Below are 19593 nucleotides of genomic sequence, written 5' to 3' on the forward strand. Positions count from 1 at the left end.
TATACTCTTTATTTTGCCTAAGTCTATTTTTTATCTTAGCAACATTATATCATTTTTTATTTGGAGAATATTGTTGTTTAGCGTTAATTGTATGTTAAATTCGTTAAGATTTCGTTATACCAGTTTATGCATTTGTTCTTAAAGTATAGAATCAAAGCATAAGATGAACGAAAGTCATTCATAAATCAGAAAATAAATAATAGTTTTTATTAATTAAATATACATAATTATCAATTTTTATTGATTTAACAATCAATCTCAAATATAATTATATAAGTAGTATTTTTTAAAACAAAAAAAATCGCCGATACAACTTGTACCGACGATCTAAATTATACTATTTTATTTATACTATTTATTTTTTACTATTTATATATTGCTATTTGTTTTTATTACTTGATTATGACCTTACTATACCGCTGCTTTTGTACTTTTGTCTGGAACAAAGAAACCTATAGCTCCAGCTACAACAACTGGAACAACCCAGTTAAATCCAAGCGGTGCAAATGGTAAGCTCTTTACAATTGGAATACTCATTCCAGAGTCAGCCATTAATGTAAGAACACTTATTAACAATGCCATATATGTAGCAAATTTAAACACATTGTCATTTTTGATGCTCTCAGTGAATAACGAAAGTATTATCATTGTAACTGCAGCAGGATAAACTATGCTAAGAATTGGGCTTGCAAAGTTTATTATTGTACTAACACCAAAGTTAGATACTATAGCTGAGAATACACATATAAATATTACTACATACTCGTATTTTAATTTTCCTTTAGTAAGGTCATCAAAATATTGTCCTGCTGCTGAAGCAAGTCCAATAGCAGTTGTTAGACATGCAAGGGCTACTATAAGTCCTAGAAGCACTTTACCACCGTTTCCTAATAGGGCAGCAGTTATTTTAACTACTAGCTCTGTTTGAGCTACGTCTGCACCGTATTGCTTAGAAACTGTAGCTCCTAGATAAGCTAAACCACCATATACTAAGAATAGACCTACGGCAGCAACTATACCAGAACCTATTGTCATCTTGAATTTTTGTTTTTCTTCAGTATAACCTTTATCAATTACAGATAGTATTATTACTGATGAGAAGATAATTGCCGCAAGAGCATCCATAGTCTGGTATCCTTGAGTTATACCTTCTGCAAACGTTGCATCAATTAATGAATCCGGTCTGATATCTCCAAGTGGAGTTATTATACCTTTAATTATAAGTACAGCTAATGCTACTAATAGCGCTGGTGTTAAATATTGACCAACTATATCAACAACCTTTGAAGGTCTTATTGATAGAACAAGAGTAATCGCAAAGAATATTATTGAGAATAATATTGGATTAAATCCTGGTCCTATTGTCGGTAATATACCGATTTCATATGTAGATGCAGCCGTTCTAGGAATTGCTACTAGAGGCCCTATACATATAACTATAACTGTTCCCATTAAGATACCTAATTTCTTACCACATCTTGATAACATCTCTTCTGCGTTACCATTGTACTTAATTAATGCAATTACTGCTAATAGTGCTAGACCAACGTCTGCAAAAACAAATCCTGAAAACGATATCCACCACTGAGGACCAGTTAAAACACCTAGATATGGTGGGAATATAAGATTTCCTGCACCGAAGAACATAGCAAATAGTGCAAATCCTACTACCATCATGTCTTTTACTTGTTTACCACCCATACAAAATTTCCTCCCTATTACTTCTTTATTTTTTATAAATAATACTATACTCTCAAAATTTTCAGATATTTTAAGACTATAAGTAGTATTACAAGATTATGATAAACCGAAACCAAAGCTCTAACTTTAGCACTATTTATTAATATTGAGTTTTTTTGAATATTTTCTTGCTTTTTCGTGGCAATAATATTATATCATGTAATTTTACGGGAGTATTGTCATATAGCGTTAACATTGTGTTAAAAGGTTAACTTTGTGTTAACTATTTTAAACATCTGTTATATATGTTCAAATTAGCTTGTAAAAAGTGTAATATGAAGCTATATAAGGTAAAAAAATCGTCAATACTTTTAGTATCGACGATTATAATAAATTATCTTATTTCACTTAGTTTAATTGGATTTAGCTAAAGAGCTTTTAGAAGGAATTAAGCTTCCAATTATTCCTGCAATTAGAACAGGTACTACCCAGTTAAATCCTATTTCATGTAATGGTAAACTATTTATAAATGGAACATTGATTCCATAGTCTGTAGCAACTGTTAGGACACTTACTAGTAACGCCATGTATGTAGAACACTTGAATACATTATCGTTTTTAACTTTATCGCCAAATAAAGATAGTATTATTAAAGTAAGTGTAGCTGGGTATACTATGCTTAATATTGGAGCTGCAAATTTTATAATTGTGCTTACTCCAAAATTTGAAACTATAGCTGAAAACACACAGACAAATATAACAATATACTCATATTTTAACTTTCCTCTAGTTATATCTGAGAAATATTGACCGGCTGCAGATGATAGCCCTATAGCTGTTGTAAGACATGCTAGTCCAACTATTAACGCCAATAGTATTTTACCAGTATCTCCAAGTAGAGAGGCTGTGATGCTAACTATTAACTCTGTCTGAGCTATGTCTTGACCATATACTTTAGAAACTGTTGCTCCAAGGTATGCAAGACCGCCATATACAAGAGCAAGACCTATAGCTGCTACTACTCCAGATCCTACAGTCATCTTTAGTTTGTCCTTCTCTTCAGTATAACCTTTGCCAACTACCGAAAGTATAATAACAGTAGAGAATACTATCGCTGCAAGCGTATCCATAGTTTGATAACCTTGTGCTATACCTTCTGCAAATACTCCGTTTATCAAGGTGCTGTTCCTGATTTCACCAAGTGGTGCAAAGATACCTTTTATAATAAGTATTGCTAAAGCTACAAGTAGTGCTGGTGTAAGATATTGTCCAACTATATCTACAACCTTTGAAGGTCTTATCGCTAAAAATAGAGTTATAGTGAAGAATATAACCGAGAATAAAATCGGACTAAATCCACTTCCAAAGATTGGCACAATACCCATCTCATATGTTGTTGCTGCTGTTCTAGGAATAGCTAAAAGTGGACCTATACATATTACTATGGCACAACCTAGTAATATCCCCAAACCTTTTCCTGCTCTCTTGAACATCTCTTCCGTATTTCCATTGAATTTCGTCGCAGCTAATACTGCAAGTAACGCTAGTCCTACGTCTGCAAAAACAAATCCTAAAAATGCGATCCACCACTGCGTACCCGCTAGAACTCCTAGATATGGAGGGAATATAAGATTTCCTGCACCAAAGAACATAGCGAACAGAGCAAATCCTACTACCATCATATCTTTCATTCGTTTACCACCCATAAAATTCCTCCTCATTACTTAATTTGGTTTTTATAAATAATACCATGATCCATAAGCCAAGCTTAAGGATCATGTGTAATATTATAATGTTTTGTCGAAGTATTTGTCAATAAATTTATGCAGCTTATATTTCTTTTGTTAAATTTTTCGCACAATTCTTTAAAATACCTTTAATTTATAATTTACTCCAAAATTTGTACAATTTATAATATTTTCGTATCTATATACATTTTGTTATACATCAAAAATATCAGTAGAACACGAGAACGCGAAAATTTGTATTGCTCTATTAAAATGATCTATTATTCTAAAGACTAATATGTCCACTTTTTATCTTTCTGTGTATTGTTGAAGGATCTATTCCTATCTTCTCTGATGCCTTAGTAATAGAGCCATACCTATCAATAGCTCGAGGTATTATAATTTGATCTACTATCTTGTAAGCATCATTTAGATTTACAATACCGTTGATAACGATCGGCGATGTCAAATCGTTTTCCTCCGATAAGTTGTCTAGATCTAAAAGCATGTTAAACTCATCTTCGCCTATAGTATTTTTAACTGACAATACTATAAACCTTTCTATTATATTCTTTAACTCTCTTATATTACCTGGCCATGAATGTTCATTTAATAAATTCATTACATCAGGAGAAATCTCTATCTCTCTATTGTATTTGCCATTGTACAGCTCCAAAAAATGTTCTACCAAAGGAACTATGTCTTCCTTCCTCTCTCTTAATGGCGGTATTTTTATTGGAATTACACTAAGCCTGTAGTATAAGTCTTGTCTGAATTTTAAGTTGTCGTGAAGATCTTCATTCGAAATATTTGTAGCACTAACATATCTTACGTCAATTTTTATAGGTTTGCTTCCTCCTACTCTGGTAATAGTGTTTTCTTGAATTACCCTAAGTAGCTTCTTCTGCATTTGAAGTGGCAACTCACCTATTTCATCTAAGAAGATAGTCCCTCCATTAGCTTGTTCAAATAATCCTTTTCTTCCACTCTTTTTAGCTCCAGTAAACGATCCCTCTTCATATCCGAAGAACTCTGATTCTAGCAACTCATTTGGAATCGCACCACAGTTAATCGCTATAAATGGGTTATCTCTTCTAGGGCTATACTTACATATCTCTCTAGCTATTATCTCCTTGCCTACTCCAGATTCACCTGTTATAAATATCGATGAATCAGAAGCTGCAGCTCTTTTGACAACATTTTTAATATTTTCCATAACTTTACTTTTACTTATGTACTCTGAATTTACAACTACTCCATGGTGTTTGGCATGTGATTCTAGATTTATAACCCTAGATATATCTCTACCTGTAAGAACTCCGCCCTTTACATTTCCCTTATTATCACATATAGGAACAGCAGTGTACGCTATTACTTTTCCACCAGGATAAATTATATTTTTATATGTTTTTTTCTTAATATCTAACATATTCAGAATTATTGGATCTTCTACCATTCCCATATAAACCAACTTGTTTATATTTCGTCCCAGAACATCTTTTCTTCTAAAAGGTAATATCTCATCACAAATACTGTTCATTTTTTCAATAACACCATCTTTATTGAATATAACAATAACCTCATCAATATGTTCAATAATATCCTCTACAACACTATCTGTTATAATTGATTTTTCAAAGAGATAAATGTACTTGATCTCATTTTTATAGTCTCTAATTGAGTATACATCTACAAACATATTTAAATCTCTAAGTTTTACTTTTTTCTATTGCTAGAAAAATAATCATTACCATTAAAAGTACTGTCTAATTCGCCTATATTCGATGGCTTGTCCACATCTACAAAATTAAAAATCTTTTTCATCTGTGCATTGAATTCAAGTATTTCACCAGTTTCTCTGCATAAAATTGCTGGATTTTCTAAATGATTAATAAAGCCTCTAAAATCATTGTACACTTTATTCAGCCCTTCCTAAATTAGTAAATTACATCAACCGTTGAAATATATAATACAACTTTTAAGACTTAACAATATTATAGCACGTTAAAATGTTTATATTTGCTCTTACTGTTAATTTATTATTAAATTTGTTATTTTGTCGAATTTACTATATTTTATTATGTTTTTTATATAATTAATTGTAAATACTTAGCTTGTATTTGATTAACTATATATTTAGAAACTGAATCAAATAATCCTTGTATATAATAATAAAACTTCTTATATACAAGGATTATTTGGGTTAGGCCTACCTATAAAGTATAAATTTTATACATATTCTATCAAATTCTAAGCATTAACAAGCGCTACTAAATCGTCAACACTATCAAGTTTTTCTATAAGAAGAGGAACTATCTCTTTAACATCTCCAACAATTCCATAATCTGCTACATCAAGTATAGGAGCCACTTCATTTTTATTTATAGCTATAATAAAGTCAGAAGACTGCATCCCAGCTAAATGCTGTATAGCTCCAGATATACCACAAGCTATATAAAGGTTTGGTTTAACAGTAGTTCCAGTCTGTCCAACTTGGTGAGAGTGATCTATCCATCCAGCATCTACAGCTGCACGAGATGCTCCAACTACACCACCTAATTTGTCGGCTAACTGTTTCAACATATCGAATCCTTCTGGACCTCCTATTCCAAGTCCACCAGATACTATTATATTTGCATCTGTTAAAGATACTAGATCTTTCTTTGTTTTTACTGTTTCTATTACTTCTACTCTTATATCATCTTTGCTAATATTGAAAGCGATTGGAACTATATTACCATCTCTAGAAGTATCTTTATCTGCTTTATCCATAACTCCTGGTCTAACTGTTGACATTTGAGGTCTTGTATTAGGACATATAATTGTAGCCATTATATTTCCACCAAAAGCAGGACGAGTTTGTTTTAGTTTTTTATCTTCTGGATCTATTTCTAATTTAGTACAGTCTGCAGTTAAGCCTGTACTTACTCTCGATGCAATTCTAGGTGCTAAGTCTCTTCCTATATGTGTAGCTCCATAAAGAACTATTTCTGGTTTTATTTCGTTTATTGCATCAGTTATAACTTTTGTATAAGCATCTGTTGTGTATTTTTCTAAAAGTGCATCATCAGCAGTGTAAACTGTATCTGCCCCATAAGCAACTAAATCTTTGGCTAAGCCATCGATATCTTTTCCAAGTAGTATAGCGCAAAGGCCTACTCCTATTTCATCAGCTAACTTTCTTCCTTCACCTAGTAACTCTATAACAACTGGTGTTATTTCACCATTTCTTTGTTCCGCAAATACCCAAACATTTTTGTATGAGCTAAAGTCTTTTATAGTTTCATTCATTTTTGTATCCATCTTAACCTCCAACTTATATAATGTGCTTTTGTTTTAGTCCTACAAGTACTGTATTGACAATATCTTCTGGATTGCCTCTAAGTATATCTCCCTTACCTCTTGGGTCAGGAGTGAACGATCTAAATACTTTAGTTGGTGATGCTTTTAATCCTACTTCTTCTTTTTCTACATCTAAATCATCTATTGACCAAACTTTTACTTCTGTTTTAAATGCTTTTACTATTTTATCAACAGACATATGTCTTGGTTCATTTAATTCTTTGACAGCTGTTAAAAGAACTGGTTTTTTAACTTTTATAACTTCATATCCATCTTCTAACTGTCTTTGAACTGTAACTGTATCTCCATCTATAGAGAAATCTTGTACATAAGTGACTTGAGGTATATCAAGTTTTTCAGCAATCTGTGGACCAACTTGAGCTGTATCTCCATCTATCGCTTGTCTTCCTGCAAATACTATATCGTAGTCGCCGATTTTTTTGATACCTGCTGCTATAGTATTTGAAGTTGCCCAAGTGTCAGCTCCTCCAAATGCTCTATCGCTAAGCAGTATAGCTTCGTCAGCACCCATAGCTAAACACTCTCTAAGCATAAAATCTGCTTGAGGAGGTCCCATTGTTATTACAGTTATAGTTGAACCCTCGTGTTTATCTTTTAATTTTAGAGCTTCTTCTAATCCATTTGCATCGTCAGGATTTAGTATACTTGGAACACCATCTCTTATAAGTGTCCCCGTCTCTTTGTTTATTCTAACTTCATTAGTATCTGGAACTTGTTTTACGCAAACTAATATTTTCAAAGTCTTTACCTCCATTTAACTAGTATAAATTATTTTAAAATGCTGAGTTTATTTTAAAATACTTGAAGAGATTACCATTTTTTGAACTTCTGATGTACCTTCGTATATAGACATTATTCTAGCGTCTCTGTATATTCTCTCGATTGGATAATCTTTTATAAATCCGTATCCACCGTGTAATTGAAGCGCTTTGTACGCTACTTCATTGGCAATTTCAGCTGCATAGTATTTAGCCATCGCTGATTCTTTAGTCATTTCTATTCCAGCATCTTTCTTTTGTGCTGCATCGTAAACTAGCCCTCTAGCTGCACTTACTTTTGTTTCCATATCAGCTAAAGTAAATTGTGTATTTTGGAATTTTGAAAGTGTTTTTCCAAATTGAACTCTCTCTTTTGTGTATTTTATAGCTTCATCAAGCGCCCCTTGAGCAATCCCTAGAGCTTGAGCAGCTACTCCTATTCTACCAGCGTCAAGAGTATTCATAGCTATTTTAAATCCTATACCTTCTCTTCCTAGAAGATTTTCTTTAGGTACTCTTACATTTTCAAATATTAAGTCAGAAGTTTGAGTTCCTCTGATACCCATTTTATCTTCATGAGCTCCGCAAGAGAAACCTTCCCATTTGCTTTCAACTATAAATGCTGTTGTTCCTTTTAATCCTTTTGATCTATCTGTAACAGCTATTACTATAGCAACGTCACATATAGGAGCATTTGTTATAAATGTTTTTCTACCATTTAATATATAATGATCTCCATCAAGTTCTGCTGTAGTTTGTTGTGCTGAAGCATCAGATCCAGCTCCTGGCTCAGTAAGACCAAATGCACCTATCATTTCACCTGATGCAATACCTCTTAAATATTTTTGTTTTTGTTCTTCATTTCCATAGTTAAGTATCGGTAAAGATACTAGAGATGCTGCTGCAGTTGCATAAGTTCCAGTAGAAGCACATCTTCTACTAAGTTCTTCCATTATTATTGCATACGATACGTATCCAGCACCTGCCCCCCCGTATTCCTCAGGTACAGTACAGCTTGTGTATTTAGCTTGTGCCATTTTGTCTAATAGCTCTCTCGGCATTTCACCAGTCTTATCTATTTCTTCTGGTAATGTCGCTAATTCTCTACTTACAAAGTCTCTTACGGCTTTTCTTAAAAGTTCTTGCTCTTTATTAAATAACATAGTCTCCTCCATTTTTATATTCTCTTATTTTTGATATGAGGTATTATTAAAAACGAAATCTCTATAAATAATAGCTATCTTCAAATTTGCCTATAATTTATGTCTTAGTTTATTAAGCATAGAGATTTCGATTGTTACAAATATGGTTTATGCTAAGCTAAGCATTTCAGTGAAGGCCTGAACTCTTGTTCTAACTTGCTCATTATTTGAAGTTTGCTGATCTATTTCTATATATAGAGTTGGAATATTACTAGCCTCTATATCACTCTTAACTACAGGGTAATCGTATTCCTCTGGATCACAGAATTTCATCATGCAGAATACAACTCCATCAGCGTCTTTCTTTTTAACTTCATCTACTATCATAGATCCACGTTTTTTATCTGGATCATAAGCTAATGAACATCCTTCTATGTTTGACCATTGTCTAGCCAGTCTTTCTAGAGCATCTTTTCCATCTGGAACTAAAGTTCTAAATTGTCTAGTTTCTTGAGCTAAGTCGTCTCCTACAACAGTCATATTGTTTTCTTCTAATATTTCTAATATATCTTTTGAATCCAGAGATATACCAGTAAGTATTACTTTACTTCCAGTGCACTCTTCAACTGGCTTTTTGTTTAATTCTGCAATTAGATTTTTAACTAGATCAGTATGCTCCTCTTTTTTCATAAAGAATCCACTTTTTATAATTAAATTTCTAACTGAAGGTTTTATAGTATTAGAATATTTAGGAGATAGCTCAACGAATTCCTGCATAACTTTTCTGTGCTCGTTGTACACTTCTATACTTTCTTGCAATTTTTCTTCTGTTATCTCATGTCCAGATATTTCTTCAAGTTTAGTTTTAATATTTTTATATTCATTTACAAGATATTTTACACCTGATTCTAATTTTCTATTTTGTGGATATACTAACGCTATATAAGGAACTTGTGGCACTGCTGATTTCCAGTTTTGGCCTAAACATATTAATGTATCACACATTCCTGGAATTATTACTCCTGAAAGTTCGTTGTAAGCCCCTTTAAGTCCAAATTCTAATGCTGATTGCATTATTGAACAGGCAAATGCTGGAAAGTACTGTTTTGCTAAATCTAATTCAGTATGTCCTCCCCATATACCTACAGGTAGCATTCCAGCTGCATGTATTATTTCTTCTGGACAGTATACTGGGAAACATCCGATAGCTTTATTTCCAGTTTCTTTTTTAAATTTTTTGATTACCTCATTTGGATTATCAACTACTTCTTGCATTCTAGATAAAATAGCTTCCATTATATTTCACCTCTATTAAGATTTTTTCTCTCATCCATAACTTCAACTAGACCTTGTATTCTAGTTTCAAATTGTGCTTTTGTAAACGCTCTTGGATCTGCTTGATCACCGTCAAAACCAGCTGATGGTATACCAGTTATTTCTTCAGTTTTTCTCTGCATTTCGTACTGGATTAAACTCATTAGTTTACAACTTCTATTCATATGATAGAAAGCTCCATCACATTTACCATCTCTTAGAGAGTTAACTCTAAACTCTGTCATTTTATCTAGGTTGACATTATTAAACATTCCGCTGTACGCTCTTGCCATTCCATCTAGGTCGTTAACTTCATATTGAAGTGCCCATGCGTGTGGATAAACACTACCAGTCATATTTACTCCGTATTTTGCTAGAGTTTTCATTTTATATCCAATAGAAGGCCAACAAGGTATACCTTCCATCATTATTCTGTACTTTTCTTCACCTCTAAATGAAGATACTTTGTTCTCTTTATTGCTTTCTAATTCCTCTATCAATATCTTAAATGCTTCAGTAGTTTCTTTTTTACCTCTTGCACATACTATAACTGCCATGTAAGTAAATAGATCAAATCCATTCATTGGAGATGGATCAGAACCTTCTGGTAAACTCATTGAGTACTTCCAAAGTCTACCATTCTCAGAAGATATCTTCATAACTTCTTCGAATTTTTTAGGGTCAAATTTTTTACCTGATATTTTTTCAAGCTCTTTTATAGCTTCTTCAAACTGAGCTTTAATGTATTCAATTCTCTCTTCTGTAACATGATCTTCATTATTAAAAGGAACATCTACCATTATCATAGGTATTTTTAACTCTTTTGAGATATTTTCATACCATTTGATAACTTGGTCACATATGTTGTTACAGCATAGTAAAAAATCTGGTGTAGGCATGTTTAAAGTATCGCTTTTTCCTTTTTCTAGGAAACCAAAGTTTGTTCTAGCATAAGCACATAAGTCTATAGAATATCCTTCCGCTTCTGCTTTTTCACATAACTCTAAAGATTCTTTTTTAGCTGCTACTCCTGCTGCTTGGTTTTCTGGATAGCATAAGTTTAAGTCGAAAACTTCTGCTAATTCTTGAGGAAATACTGAAGTTGCCCAACCAACTGGTCTACCTTCTTCTTTTGCTTTAAAAGCATTTGCATACTGCTCAGCTAAGAGCTCATTGATTACTGTTTTAGCATCTTTTTTTTCAGACATTTTCATCCCTCTTTATTATTATTTTTTTGTTTCATTATAAGCATATATAGCTGCCCCTAAGGCACCTGTAAGTTGAGGTATCTCTGGAACTATTATCTTTGTTCCTAATTCTTTTTCCATAGCCTTTACTACACCTGGATTTTTAGCTACTCCCCCAACCATTACTACATCTTCTTTAACGCCAATTCTCTTTACCAAACTGGCAACCCTTTTAGCCACTGAAGTATGAATACCCGCTACTATATCTTCAATAGCTATATCGTTTGATAAATGTGATATAACTTCTGACTCAGCAAATACTGTACAAGTATTGCTTATAGGTACTTCTTTTTGAGATTTCATCGATATATTACCAAGATCAGATACATCTACTTCGACAATCTTAGCCATTACATCTAAAAATCTACCAGTACCTGCAGCACATTTATCGTTCATCAAGAAGTTAAGCATTACCCCATTTTCATCTAATTTAAGAGCTTTGGCATCTTGACCTCCAATATCTATCACTGTTCTAACTGTAGGTATTAAAAACTTTACGCCTTTTGTATGACAGCTCAGCTCACTTATCTGTTTATGAACATCTGCGTATTTCATACGACCATAACCAGTCACTACAGTGTTTTCGATATCACCTTCAGTTATATTTAGCTTTGAAAACAACTCTTCAAGAACTCTAGCAGGCCCGCTAGTTCCTGTACCTGAAGGAATTGTTGAATAAGCCGTGATCTCTTTTCCATCTTTTAAAATTAGTCCTTTAGATGCAGTCGATCCTATATCCAATCCCATTGTGTACATTTTTCATGTCTCCTTTATAAATCTAGACTAATTCTTTTACAGCATCTACTTTTATAGCTTGTGAGCTTACCATAGCTGATATTTCATCATCGTTGTATCCTAACTCTCTAAGCACTTCTTCTGTATGCTCTCCTATTCTTGGAGCTGGTGAGTACTCTTTTATTCCCATAGTTTTAAACTTAACTGGTCCGTTTACAAGTACACCTTCGTTTCCATTTGCATAAGTAGTTTTAAATAAGAAATCGTTTGCCCATGCTTGTTCATCAGTAAGTAGATCTTCACAACTTTGAACTTTTTCAAAAGGAAGGTCTGCTGCATCTAAAAGTACTGACCATTCATCAAGAGTTTTTTCAAGCATTGCCTTTTCTACTATTTCAACCATTTCATTTACATGTAGTGGCATTACACTTATATCGTTAAATCTATCATCTTCCATAATATCTTTTCTGTTTATAACATCACAGAATTTAGGAAGCCATTTATTGTATTGGATAAGAGCAAGTTGTATCCATTTATCGTCTTTACATCTGTAAGTTGTCATAAGTGGACTGTTTGGCTCTGCTCTTGATATTGGCATTTCATTTCCATATTGAGATGTAGTAACCATCATTCCCATTCCATAAAGTGCAGTGTGGAATAAACTTACTGTTACTTTGTCTCCTTCACCAGTTATTTGTTTCTTATAAAGAGCTGCCATGATTCCAGCTGCAAGAGATATACCTGCATAGTGATCACCAAATCCAGCTGCTGTATTACATGGTGAAGTTCCTTTTTCCATTAATGACTGGCTAACTCCACCTCTAGCGAAGTATGCTGTATAGTCAAATCCTGGTTTATCTTTTAATGGACCTTCTTCTCCATACCCTAATATGTGTGCATGAATAAGTCCTGGGAAAGCATCTTTAAGTTGATCGTAAGTAAGACCCATTTTTGCAAGAGCCTGCTCTCTTACATTAGTAACAAATATATCTGATTTCTCTAGCAGTTTGTGAAGTACTTCAACCCCTTCTTTTGTTTTAACGTTTACGCTTATACCTTTTTTATTTCCATTTTCAAGTTCGAACATTGGATTTTCTTCATCTGTATATGGCGATTTAAAAGTTCCACCCATAACTCTTATGCCATCTCCACCAAGTGGCTCAATTTTTATTACCTCTGCTCCCCAGTCTCCTAGTAGCTTAGCACAGCAAGGAGCTGCAACGAAACTTGAAAGCTCTACAACTCTTACACCTTTTAATAATCCATTGTTTTCCATGACCCAACCTCCTACATAGTTTAAATTTATATAATACTGAATTTTGTAATTAAGAACTTTTTAAAAATAAAATTTTTATATTTTGAGCTATAATTTTATTTTACTCACAATACTGTTAAGCATTTAACGTGCCAACTTGGTATTTTCTATAGATATCGTTAATTTTTACACATTCTCGTGGGTTTTAAGGTTTTTTTAAATATCGGTATAAAATCTATATTCATTGCAAAAGACCAGTTTAGTCTTGCATCATGCAATATTTTTCCAGTATATAGATTTTTTGTTTACATATATTAGAATATATTGTTGAAATATTTAACATTTATCTTGTTGTAAATTTAACAACTACATGCTATTATGTAATCATCAAATCACATTTTTGGTTAATTTTTTATTTTTCCAATGTGCTAGTTATTAGCAATGTGCATTTTTTCAAATAGTGATTCTAAGTTTTTAGAAACTACATTTAGAATCATTAAAAAAATATTAATAAATAGATAAAGCATAAATCATATGTCTATATAGTTTCTATTTAAGTATTTATTACGTTTATATTTTTAATTGAATTGTATGATTGCTTGTCTATCAAAACAATAAGGGGGCTTTAATATGAAAATATTGATGTTTAGTACACGTGAACATGAATTACCAGCAATATCAAAGTGGGTTGAGGAAAATGGAAGCAAAATTCAAGTTGACACGATTGCTGAAGGTTTATCTGCTGCAACTGTAGATAAAGCAAAAGGGTATGATGGAATTTCTATCCAACAAACTAATCCGATCAACGAAATAGAAGTTTACGAGAAGTTAAAAGATTTTGGCATAAAACAAATAGCTTCAAGAACAGCTGGAGTTGATATGATCGACTTAGATCATGCTATAAAAAACGAACTTATAATTACTAATGTTCCAGCTTATTCTCCAAACTCTGTTGCAGAGTTAGCTGTAACACAAACAATGAATCTTCTTAGAAATATGCACCTAATTAACAGAAATGTATCTGCTGGTGACTTCAGATGGTCAGCTAATCTAATAGCTAGAGAGATAAGATCAATAACTGTAGGTGTAGTTGGTACTGGTAAAATAGGTTCTACTGCTGCTAAATTATTTAAAGGTTTAGGAGCCAATGTAATCGCTTATGATGCATACGAAAACGATTCTTTAAAAGATATTTTAACTTATAAAAATACTTTAGAAGAGGTTCTTAAAGAAGCAGATGTTGTTTCTCTTCATACACCGCTTACTGAAGGTACAAAACACATGATAAATAAAGATAATCTAAAACTTATGAAAAAGGACTCATTTATAGTAAATGCCGGACGTGGCGGAATTATAAATACTGATGATTTAATCGACGCTCTGGAAAACGGTATCATATGTGGTGCGGCTCTAGATACATTTGAGACTGAGGGGGCTTTCTTAAACCAAATAATTCCTCACCACGATCTAACTGATCCGCAAATAAAGAAATTGCTTAGTATGGAAAATGTATTATTTACTCACCATATCGGTTATTTCACTACTACAGCAGTTGATAATATCGTCAGCATAAGTTTAGGCTGTGTTAAAGACGTATTGACTACTAATGACAGTGCTAATAACGTATTACCGGCTAAGGCTGTTAATTAATTTAATATAACTTCCCAATTAATAAGGCTACCTTTTATTACAAAGTAATTAAAATACAAAGTAATTAAAAGTAGCCTATTATATTTTAGGTTTTTCATTATTTATATAAATTAAATAGATGATTTCTAACTTGAGAAATCATCTTTTATTTAATTAGACTCAATCGCTAATTCTTAAACTATTATGCATCTGTATATTTACGCTTCCTCTATTACATATGCTCTTTTTTGACTCTTAGACGGAACAAAGTTTCCTATTATACCAGCTATAATAACAGGTACAACCCAGTTAAATCCAAGAGGAGCAAATGGTAAAGTATTTACTATCGGTATATTAACTCCATAAGTAGTTAACACAGTCGTTATACTTACTACAAGAGACATGTAAACCGAGAATTTAAATACATTATCATTTTTAATTTTTTCAGTAAAGAATGCCAATATTATGAGTACTATAGAAGGTGGGTAAACCACACTAAGTACTGGAGAAGCTAATTTTATAATATTTCCTACACCCATAGATGCAACTACTGCACTGAATATACAAACAGCTAAAACTACTTTTTCGTAAGTAACTTTTCCATTTGTAAGCTTTGCAAAGTATTGTCCTGTCGCTGAAGTTAAACCTATAGATGTAGTTAAACAAGCTAGTGCAACTGCAATTGCAAGTATTGATTTACCAACGCTTCCAAGTAATTGGAAAGTTATATTAACTATAACTTGAGTTTGAACTGCATTTACATCATTCATAGAAGATACTGTAGCCCCTAAGAAACATAGACCCCCATAGACAAGAGCAAGACCAACACATGCAACTATACCTGATATAAGTATTGCTTTCAATTTAACTTTTGACCCTTTATATCCTTTTTCGTTTAAAGATACTATAAGTACAGATGCTAGAGCAATAGCTGCAAACGCATCCATAGTCTGGTAACCTTGACCTATACCTTCTGCAAATACACCATCTATCATCGGCTTATCTATAATTGGACCTATTGGATCAACTATACCTTTAATTATAATTACTGTAAGTGCTATAAATAATGCTGGTGTTAAGAACTGACCAACTATATCAACAACTTTTGATGGCTTTATCGTAAGTAAATAAGTTAATACAAAGAATACTATGCAGAATGCTAATACTGGAATTGAGTTTCCAAATAGTGGAGTTATACCCATTTCAAACGTTGTTGCACCTGTTCTCGGAATAGCCAAGAAAGGTCCTATACATAGGATATCTGCACACGCTATAGCTATACCTAGTTTCTTACCACATCTTTCAAACATTTTGTTTACATCACCGTTAAACCTTGTAGTAGCCATTACAGCCAATAAAGCTAGCCCTGCGTCTGCTAGTGTAAATCCTATAAATCCTGTCAACCATTCTGGTCCTGTTATAATTCCTAAATACGGTGGAAATATTAAGTTACCTGCTCCAAAGAACATTGCAAATAAAGCAAATCCAAAAACTATTACGTCTTTTCCCCTTACACTGGTCGTTTCCATTGTAAACCTCCTCTTTTTTTGTACTTAAGTTGCCTTAAGTAAGTTTAATAATTATAAATGCGTTTATTAAAAAACAGTCAATTTTGTTAATTGTATTAATATCAATTTAACTAGTTAACGTTTTCTTAACATTTTAAGATTATTATATAGTTTTGAAATTAAAGTGTCAAGAAGGTTTTGAATTGTTAAAAAATTCCCAATAGCATTTTAAGTATGAAAATTTTCATTTTAAATTTTTTTTATAAAATTTTTTGTCTTAATAATATAATAAATTATAAAAATAGAAGTTAAGACAAAATTGCCTTAACTTCTACACTATACTGTTCGTATTAAATTGTTATATATTTTTTAAATTTTTTATATACTTTTTACATATTTTTAATATCGTTTACATCTTCAAGAGTTATTTTTCCTATTTTTCCCTCTCTAAATTCATTTAAAACTGTAGTCGCTATTCTCGTGTAGTCCAACTCATTTTTTCCAGCTTTAAATCCTCTTTTTATACCTATCATATCCATAGTCTCAATAGGTGTTTCCCCTAATGAATCTAATTTATATCTTTCTTTAAGCTTTTCAGGCTCTATTAACATAAGTTTTTCAATAAGTCTAAGTGCTAAAGTCTCTACATCTAACACTTCATCTTTTATAGCTCTACTAAAAGCAAGATTCAGAGCTACTTCTTGATCTTCAAATTTTGGCCACAGGATTCCTGGTGTATCTAAAAGTTCTAAGTTTCCTTTTAACCTCACCCATTGCTTACCTTTTGTAACTCCAGGCTTGTCTCCTGTCTGAGTGCTTCTTCTTCCTGTTAGCTTATTTATTAACGACGATTTTCCAACATTAGGAACCCCTACTATCATAAGCCTAACAGCACGTTCTCTTCTTCCCTTTTCTATAAGGTGATCCATTTTTTCCTTATTCGCTTTTTTACACTCATCTATGATTTTGTTTATTCCAGTTCCCTTCATAGCGTCTACAGGAATAGCTTTTATACCTAATTTATCATAGTACTTGATCCATCTATCTGTCTTCTCTCTATCTGCCATATCTATCTTGTTTAAAACAACTACTCTTGGTTTATTTCCTACTAATTCATCTATTTCTGGATTTTTACTACTAAACGGTATTCTCGAATCCAAAAGCTCCACAACCACATCAACAAGCTTTAAGTTGTTTTGAACCAATTCCTTCGTCTTTTTCATATGCCCAGGGTACCAGTTTATATGCAGGTTGTCGTCCAATAAATACTCATCGAAATCTTTAGACATCTTACTACCTCCTCGTAAGTTTAGAAGCGTTAAATACTCCTATTTATATAAATAATATCTATACTAAAAGCTTATTAATTAAACATTACTCTATCAATTAAAACAGAAAAAGGACTGAAAAATCAGTCCCCCCTATTTAAAGTAAAGCCTCTAAAATTATCTTCTTGCTTCTTTTATCTTAGCAGCTTTACCTACTCTACCTCTTAAGTAATGTAGTTTAGCTCTTCTAACTTTACCTTTTCTAGTTACTTCTATCTTCTCTAATTTTGGAGAGTGAACTGGGAAAGTTCTTTCTACACCAATACCGAAAGATATTTTTCTAACTGTGAAAGTCTCTCTTGCTCCTCCACCTTGTCTCTTTAAAACTACACCTTCGAATATCTGAACTCTTTCTCTTTTACCTTCTATTATTCTTACGTGTACTTTTACAGTGTCCCCAGGTCCAAAGTTAGGGATATCACTTTTTAACTGTTCTTGCTCTAATGATTTTAATAATTCGTTCATCTTTCTTCCTCCTGATATCATAGACGTTCTTAACTACTTGACCATTGTAAACAGAGGAACGCCCGTATTTTCAACATTTTATATTATACTACATAAAGTACCTATTTACAAGCGTTTTACGATAATAAATACTCTTATTAGAAATATTTGCAATTAAAAATAATTTATATAAAATTTTTATAATTTGTGGATTCTATCGTTTTAAAGACTTCTTGTACAAGTCTTCTCTTCTCTCTTTGGTTATCTTTATAGACTCGTTTTTTCTCCACTCATCTATATTTTTATGATTTCCTGATAGCAATACATCTGGAACATGTAAACCTTTAAACTCCCTAGGTCTTGTATAATGTGGATATTCAAGTAAGTCATCTTTGAAAGATTCTTCCTCAAAAGATTCATTTTGGTTTAAAACTCCAGGAATAAGTCTAGATATTGCATCGATCATTATAAGCGCTGGCAACTCTCCTCCAGTAAGTACATAATCGCCAATCGATATCTCATCTGTAACTATTAAATCGATTATCCTTTGATCTACACCCTCATAGTGACCACACAACAATATTATATCTTCATCTGTGGATAGTTCTTCTGCTATAGGTTGTTTAAATACTCTTCCCTTAGGAGTTAGATATATGACTTTTGGATCTGTTATACCAAATTCATCTATTATATGTCTGTAAGTATCGTATATAGGCTGTGGAGTCATAACCATACCGGCCCCACCTCCAAACGGATAGTCGTCTACTTTCTTGTGCTTATTTTCGGAATAATTTCTTATATTGTACACATGTACTTCTATAATTTCTTTCTCAACGGCTCTCTTCATTATGCTTTCATTCATATAAGAAGTAAATATGTCTGGAAAGAGCGTCATTATATGAAATCTCATATTATCACCTAGTCTATCATTCCCTTTATTGGGTCTATGATCATTTTTCTTTCTTTCATATTTATTTCTGGAACAAACTTTAATATGGCAGGTATCAAATACTCCTTACCATCGCCTTCTATAACATAAACATCGTTTGCTGAGTACTGAAGAACCTCTCTAAGCAATCCTACACGATCTCCATCCACAGTAAAAACGTCGATTCCTATCATATCTGCAATAAAAAATTCATCTTCGTCTAGCTCTCTAGTGCTTTCTCTTCCTACACAGATGAATTTATTTCTAAGTCTCTCTGCATCTTCAATCGAATCTATGGCCTTTATCTTCATTATGACCATTTTTCCTTTATATCTTACTTTCTCTACTTCCCATTCTTTTTGTAGATCTTTATCTAAATAAAATTTATCTAAGTCGTCAAATCTATTTATATCGTTGGTAAGTGGATATATCTTTACTTCTCCCTTTAGTCCTTGAGTATTTACTATCTGTCCAATCTTAAAGTGAGCCAATTTCTCATCCATATTTTCACCTTCTTTAATTAATTATTTATAGT

At 32.5% G+C, this 19593-nt stretch carries 17 protein-coding genes; 1 reads left to right on the top strand and 16 read right to left on the bottom strand.

What is annotated here, in order from left to right; translation table 11 throughout:
* Positions 1 to 411: 411 nt before the first annotated feature.
* The 11 genes from brnQ (T473_RS0111635) to T473_RS0111680 all read right to left on the bottom strand — a co-directional run bounded on the left by brnQ (T473_RS0111635) (position 412) and on the right by T473_RS0111680 (position 13242).
* Positions 412 to 1701 carry a branched-chain amino acid transport system II carrier protein gene (gene brnQ / locus T473_RS0111635; protein ID WP_024622053.1) on the bottom strand — a complete coding sequence of 430 codons (1290 nt, stop codon included), beginning with the start codon at positions 1699 to 1701 and terminating at the stop codon, positions 412 to 414.
* A gap of 392 nt (positions 1702 to 2093) precedes the next feature.
* Positions 2094 to 3386: a branched-chain amino acid transport system II carrier protein gene (gene brnQ / locus T473_RS0111640; protein WP_024622054.1), complete on the bottom strand. Its 1293-nt coding sequence runs from the start codon at positions 3384 to 3386 to the stop codon at positions 2094 to 2096.
* 307 nt (positions 3387 to 3693) lie between these two features.
* Positions 3694 to 5106, bottom strand: coding sequence for a sigma-54 interaction domain-containing protein (locus tag T473_RS16765; RefSeq protein WP_242825931.1), 1413 nt, complete (start codon positions 5104 to 5106; stop codon positions 3694 to 3696).
* Between the two features lie 17 nt (positions 5107 to 5123).
* Positions 5124 to 5324: a hypothetical protein gene (locus tag T473_RS19250; RefSeq protein ID WP_242825932.1), complete on the bottom strand. Its 201-nt coding sequence runs from the start codon at positions 5322 to 5324 to the stop codon at positions 5124 to 5126.
* A gap of 333 nt (positions 5325 to 5657) precedes the next feature.
* Entirely contained in the window at positions 5658 to 6698 is a 1041-nt protein-coding gene (locus T473_RS0111650) for an electron transfer flavoprotein subunit alpha/FixB family protein (protein WP_024622055.1), read from the bottom strand.
* A 25-nt stretch (positions 6699 to 6723) separates the two neighbouring features.
* Complete coding sequence (gene etfB / locus T473_RS0111655) at positions 6724 to 7509, bottom strand: electron transfer flavoprotein subunit beta (RefSeq protein WP_024622056.1); 786 nt, start codon at positions 7507 to 7509, stop codon at positions 6724 to 6726.
* 48 nt (positions 7510 to 7557) lie between these two features.
* A complete protein-coding gene (acdB, locus tag T473_RS0111660) occupies positions 7558 to 8691 on the bottom strand; it encodes a putative isocaproyl-CoA dehydrogenase AcdB (protein WP_024622057.1) in 1134 nt (377 codons plus the stop codon).
* Positions 8692 to 8838: 147 nt separating this feature from the next.
* Positions 8839 to 9966 (bottom strand): (R)-2-hydroxyisocaproyl-CoA dehydratase subunit beta, encoded by a 1128-nt coding sequence (hadC, locus tag T473_RS0111665; RefSeq protein ID WP_024622058.1) that lies wholly within the window; start codon positions 9964 to 9966, stop codon positions 8839 to 8841.
* Positions 9966 to 11192, bottom strand: a complete 1227-nt coding sequence (gene hadB / locus T473_RS0111670) for a (R)-2-hydroxyisocaproyl-CoA dehydratase subunit alpha (RefSeq protein WP_029791743.1) — start codon at positions 11190 to 11192, stop codon at positions 9966 to 9968. Before hadB ends, hadC begins: the two co-directional genes overlap by 1 nt.
* Before the next feature lie 18 nt (positions 11193 to 11210).
* Positions 11211 to 11987 carry an acyl-CoA dehydratase activase gene (locus tag T473_RS0111675; protein ID WP_024622060.1) on the bottom strand — a complete coding sequence of 259 codons (777 nt, stop codon included), beginning with the start codon at positions 11985 to 11987 and terminating at the stop codon, positions 11211 to 11213.
* 22 nt (positions 11988 to 12009) lie between these two features.
* The gene (locus tag T473_RS0111680) at positions 12010 to 13242 is read right to left on the bottom strand and encodes a CaiB/BaiF CoA transferase family protein (protein WP_024622061.1); all 1233 of its coding nucleotides are present in this window, start codon (positions 13240 to 13242) and stop codon (positions 12010 to 12012) included.
* A gap of 609 nt (positions 13243 to 13851) precedes the next feature.
* Between T473_RS0111680 and T473_RS0111685 the strand changes: the two genes are divergently transcribed.
* Positions 13852 to 14871 carry a D-2-hydroxyacid dehydrogenase gene (locus T473_RS0111685; RefSeq protein WP_024622062.1) on the top strand — a complete coding sequence of 340 codons (1020 nt, stop codon included), beginning with the start codon at positions 13852 to 13854 and terminating at the stop codon, positions 14869 to 14871.
* A gap of 197 nt (positions 14872 to 15068) precedes the next feature.
* Here the strand turns inward: T473_RS0111685 and brnQ (T473_RS0111690) are convergent, their stop codons facing one another.
* From brnQ (T473_RS0111690) to rimM, 5 genes are all read right to left on the bottom strand, one after another.
* Complete coding sequence (brnQ, locus tag T473_RS0111690) at positions 15069 to 16379, bottom strand: branched-chain amino acid transport system II carrier protein (RefSeq protein ID WP_024622063.1); 1311 nt, start codon at positions 16377 to 16379, stop codon at positions 15069 to 15071.
* Between the two features lie 368 nt (positions 16380 to 16747).
* Positions 16748 to 17647: a ribosome biogenesis GTPase YlqF gene (ylqF, locus tag T473_RS0111695; RefSeq protein WP_024622064.1), complete on the bottom strand. Its 900-nt coding sequence runs from the start codon at positions 17645 to 17647 to the stop codon at positions 16748 to 16750.
* 156 nt (positions 17648 to 17803) lie between these two features.
* Complete coding sequence (rplS, locus tag T473_RS0111700) at positions 17804 to 18151, bottom strand: 50S ribosomal protein L19 (RefSeq protein ID WP_024622065.1); 348 nt, start codon at positions 18149 to 18151, stop codon at positions 17804 to 17806.
* A gap of 193 nt (positions 18152 to 18344) precedes the next feature.
* A complete protein-coding gene (gene trmD / locus T473_RS0111705) occupies positions 18345 to 19040 on the bottom strand; it encodes a tRNA (guanosine(37)-N1)-methyltransferase TrmD (protein ID WP_024622066.1) in 696 nt (231 codons plus the stop codon).
* An 8-nt stretch (positions 19041 to 19048) separates the two neighbouring features.
* Positions 19049 to 19561 (bottom strand): ribosome maturation factor RimM, encoded by a 513-nt coding sequence (rimM, locus tag T473_RS0111710; protein WP_024622067.1) that lies wholly within the window; start codon positions 19559 to 19561, stop codon positions 19049 to 19051.
* Between the last annotated feature and the right edge of the window lie 32 nt (positions 19562 to 19593).

Source organism: Clostridioides mangenotii TR (genome assembly GCF_000498755.1).
Classification (GTDB): Bacteria; Bacillota; Clostridia; order Peptostreptococcales; family Peptostreptococcaceae; genus Metaclostridioides; species Metaclostridioides mangenotii_A.

What these genes read in the sequence shown, in the direction of transcription:
- brnQ (WP_024622053.1), bottom strand. Translation starts at nt 1,701, where the DNA reads ATGGGTGGTAAACAAGTAAAAGACATGATGGTAGTAGGATTTGCACTA.
- brnQ (WP_024622054.1), bottom strand. Translation starts at nt 3,386, where the DNA reads ATGGGTGGTAAACGAATGAAAGATATGATGGTAGTAGGATTTGCTCTG.
- T473_RS16765 (WP_242825931.1), bottom strand. Translation starts at nt 5,106, where the DNA reads ATGTTTGTAGATGTATACTCAATTAGAGACTATAAAAATGAGATCAAG.
- T473_RS0111650 (WP_024622055.1), bottom strand. Translation starts at nt 6,698, where the DNA reads ATGAATGAAACTATAAAAGACTTTAGCTCATACAAAAATGTTTGGGTA.
- acdB (WP_024622057.1), bottom strand. Translation starts at nt 8,691, where the DNA reads ATGTTATTTAATAAAGAGCAAGAACTTTTAAGAAAAGCCGTAAGAGAC.
- hadC (WP_024622058.1), bottom strand. Translation starts at nt 9,966, where the DNA reads ATGGAAGCTATTTTATCTAGAATGCAAGAAGTAGTTGATAATCCAAAT.
- hadB (WP_029791743.1), bottom strand. Translation starts at nt 11,192, where the DNA reads ATGTCTGAAAAAAAAGATGCTAAAACAGTAATCAATGAGCTCTTAGCT.
- T473_RS0111675 (WP_024622060.1), bottom strand. Translation starts at nt 11,987, where the DNA reads ATGTACACAATGGGATTGGATATAGGATCGACTGCATCTAAAGGACTA.
- T473_RS0111680 (WP_024622061.1), bottom strand. Translation starts at nt 13,242, where the DNA reads ATGGAAAACAATGGATTATTAAAAGGTGTAAGAGTTGTAGAGCTTTCA.
- T473_RS0111685 (WP_024622062.1), top strand. Translation starts at nt 13,852, where the DNA reads ATGAAAATATTGATGTTTAGTACACGTGAACATGAATTACCAGCAATA.
- brnQ (WP_024622063.1), bottom strand. Translation starts at nt 16,379, where the DNA reads ATGGAAACGACCAGTGTAAGGGGAAAAGACGTAATAGTTTTTGGATTT.
- ylqF (WP_024622064.1), bottom strand. Translation starts at nt 17,647, where the DNA reads ATGTCTAAAGATTTCGATGAGTATTTATTGGACGACAACCTGCATATA.
- rplS (WP_024622065.1), bottom strand. Translation starts at nt 18,151, where the DNA reads ATGAACGAATTATTAAAATCATTAGAGCAAGAACAGTTAAAAAGTGAT.
- trmD (WP_024622066.1), bottom strand. Translation starts at nt 19,040, where the DNA reads ATGAGATTTCATATAATGACGCTCTTTCCAGACATATTTACTTCTTAT.
- rimM (WP_024622067.1), bottom strand. Translation starts at nt 19,561, where the DNA reads ATGGATGAGAAATTGGCTCACTTTAAGATTGGACAGATAGTAAATACT.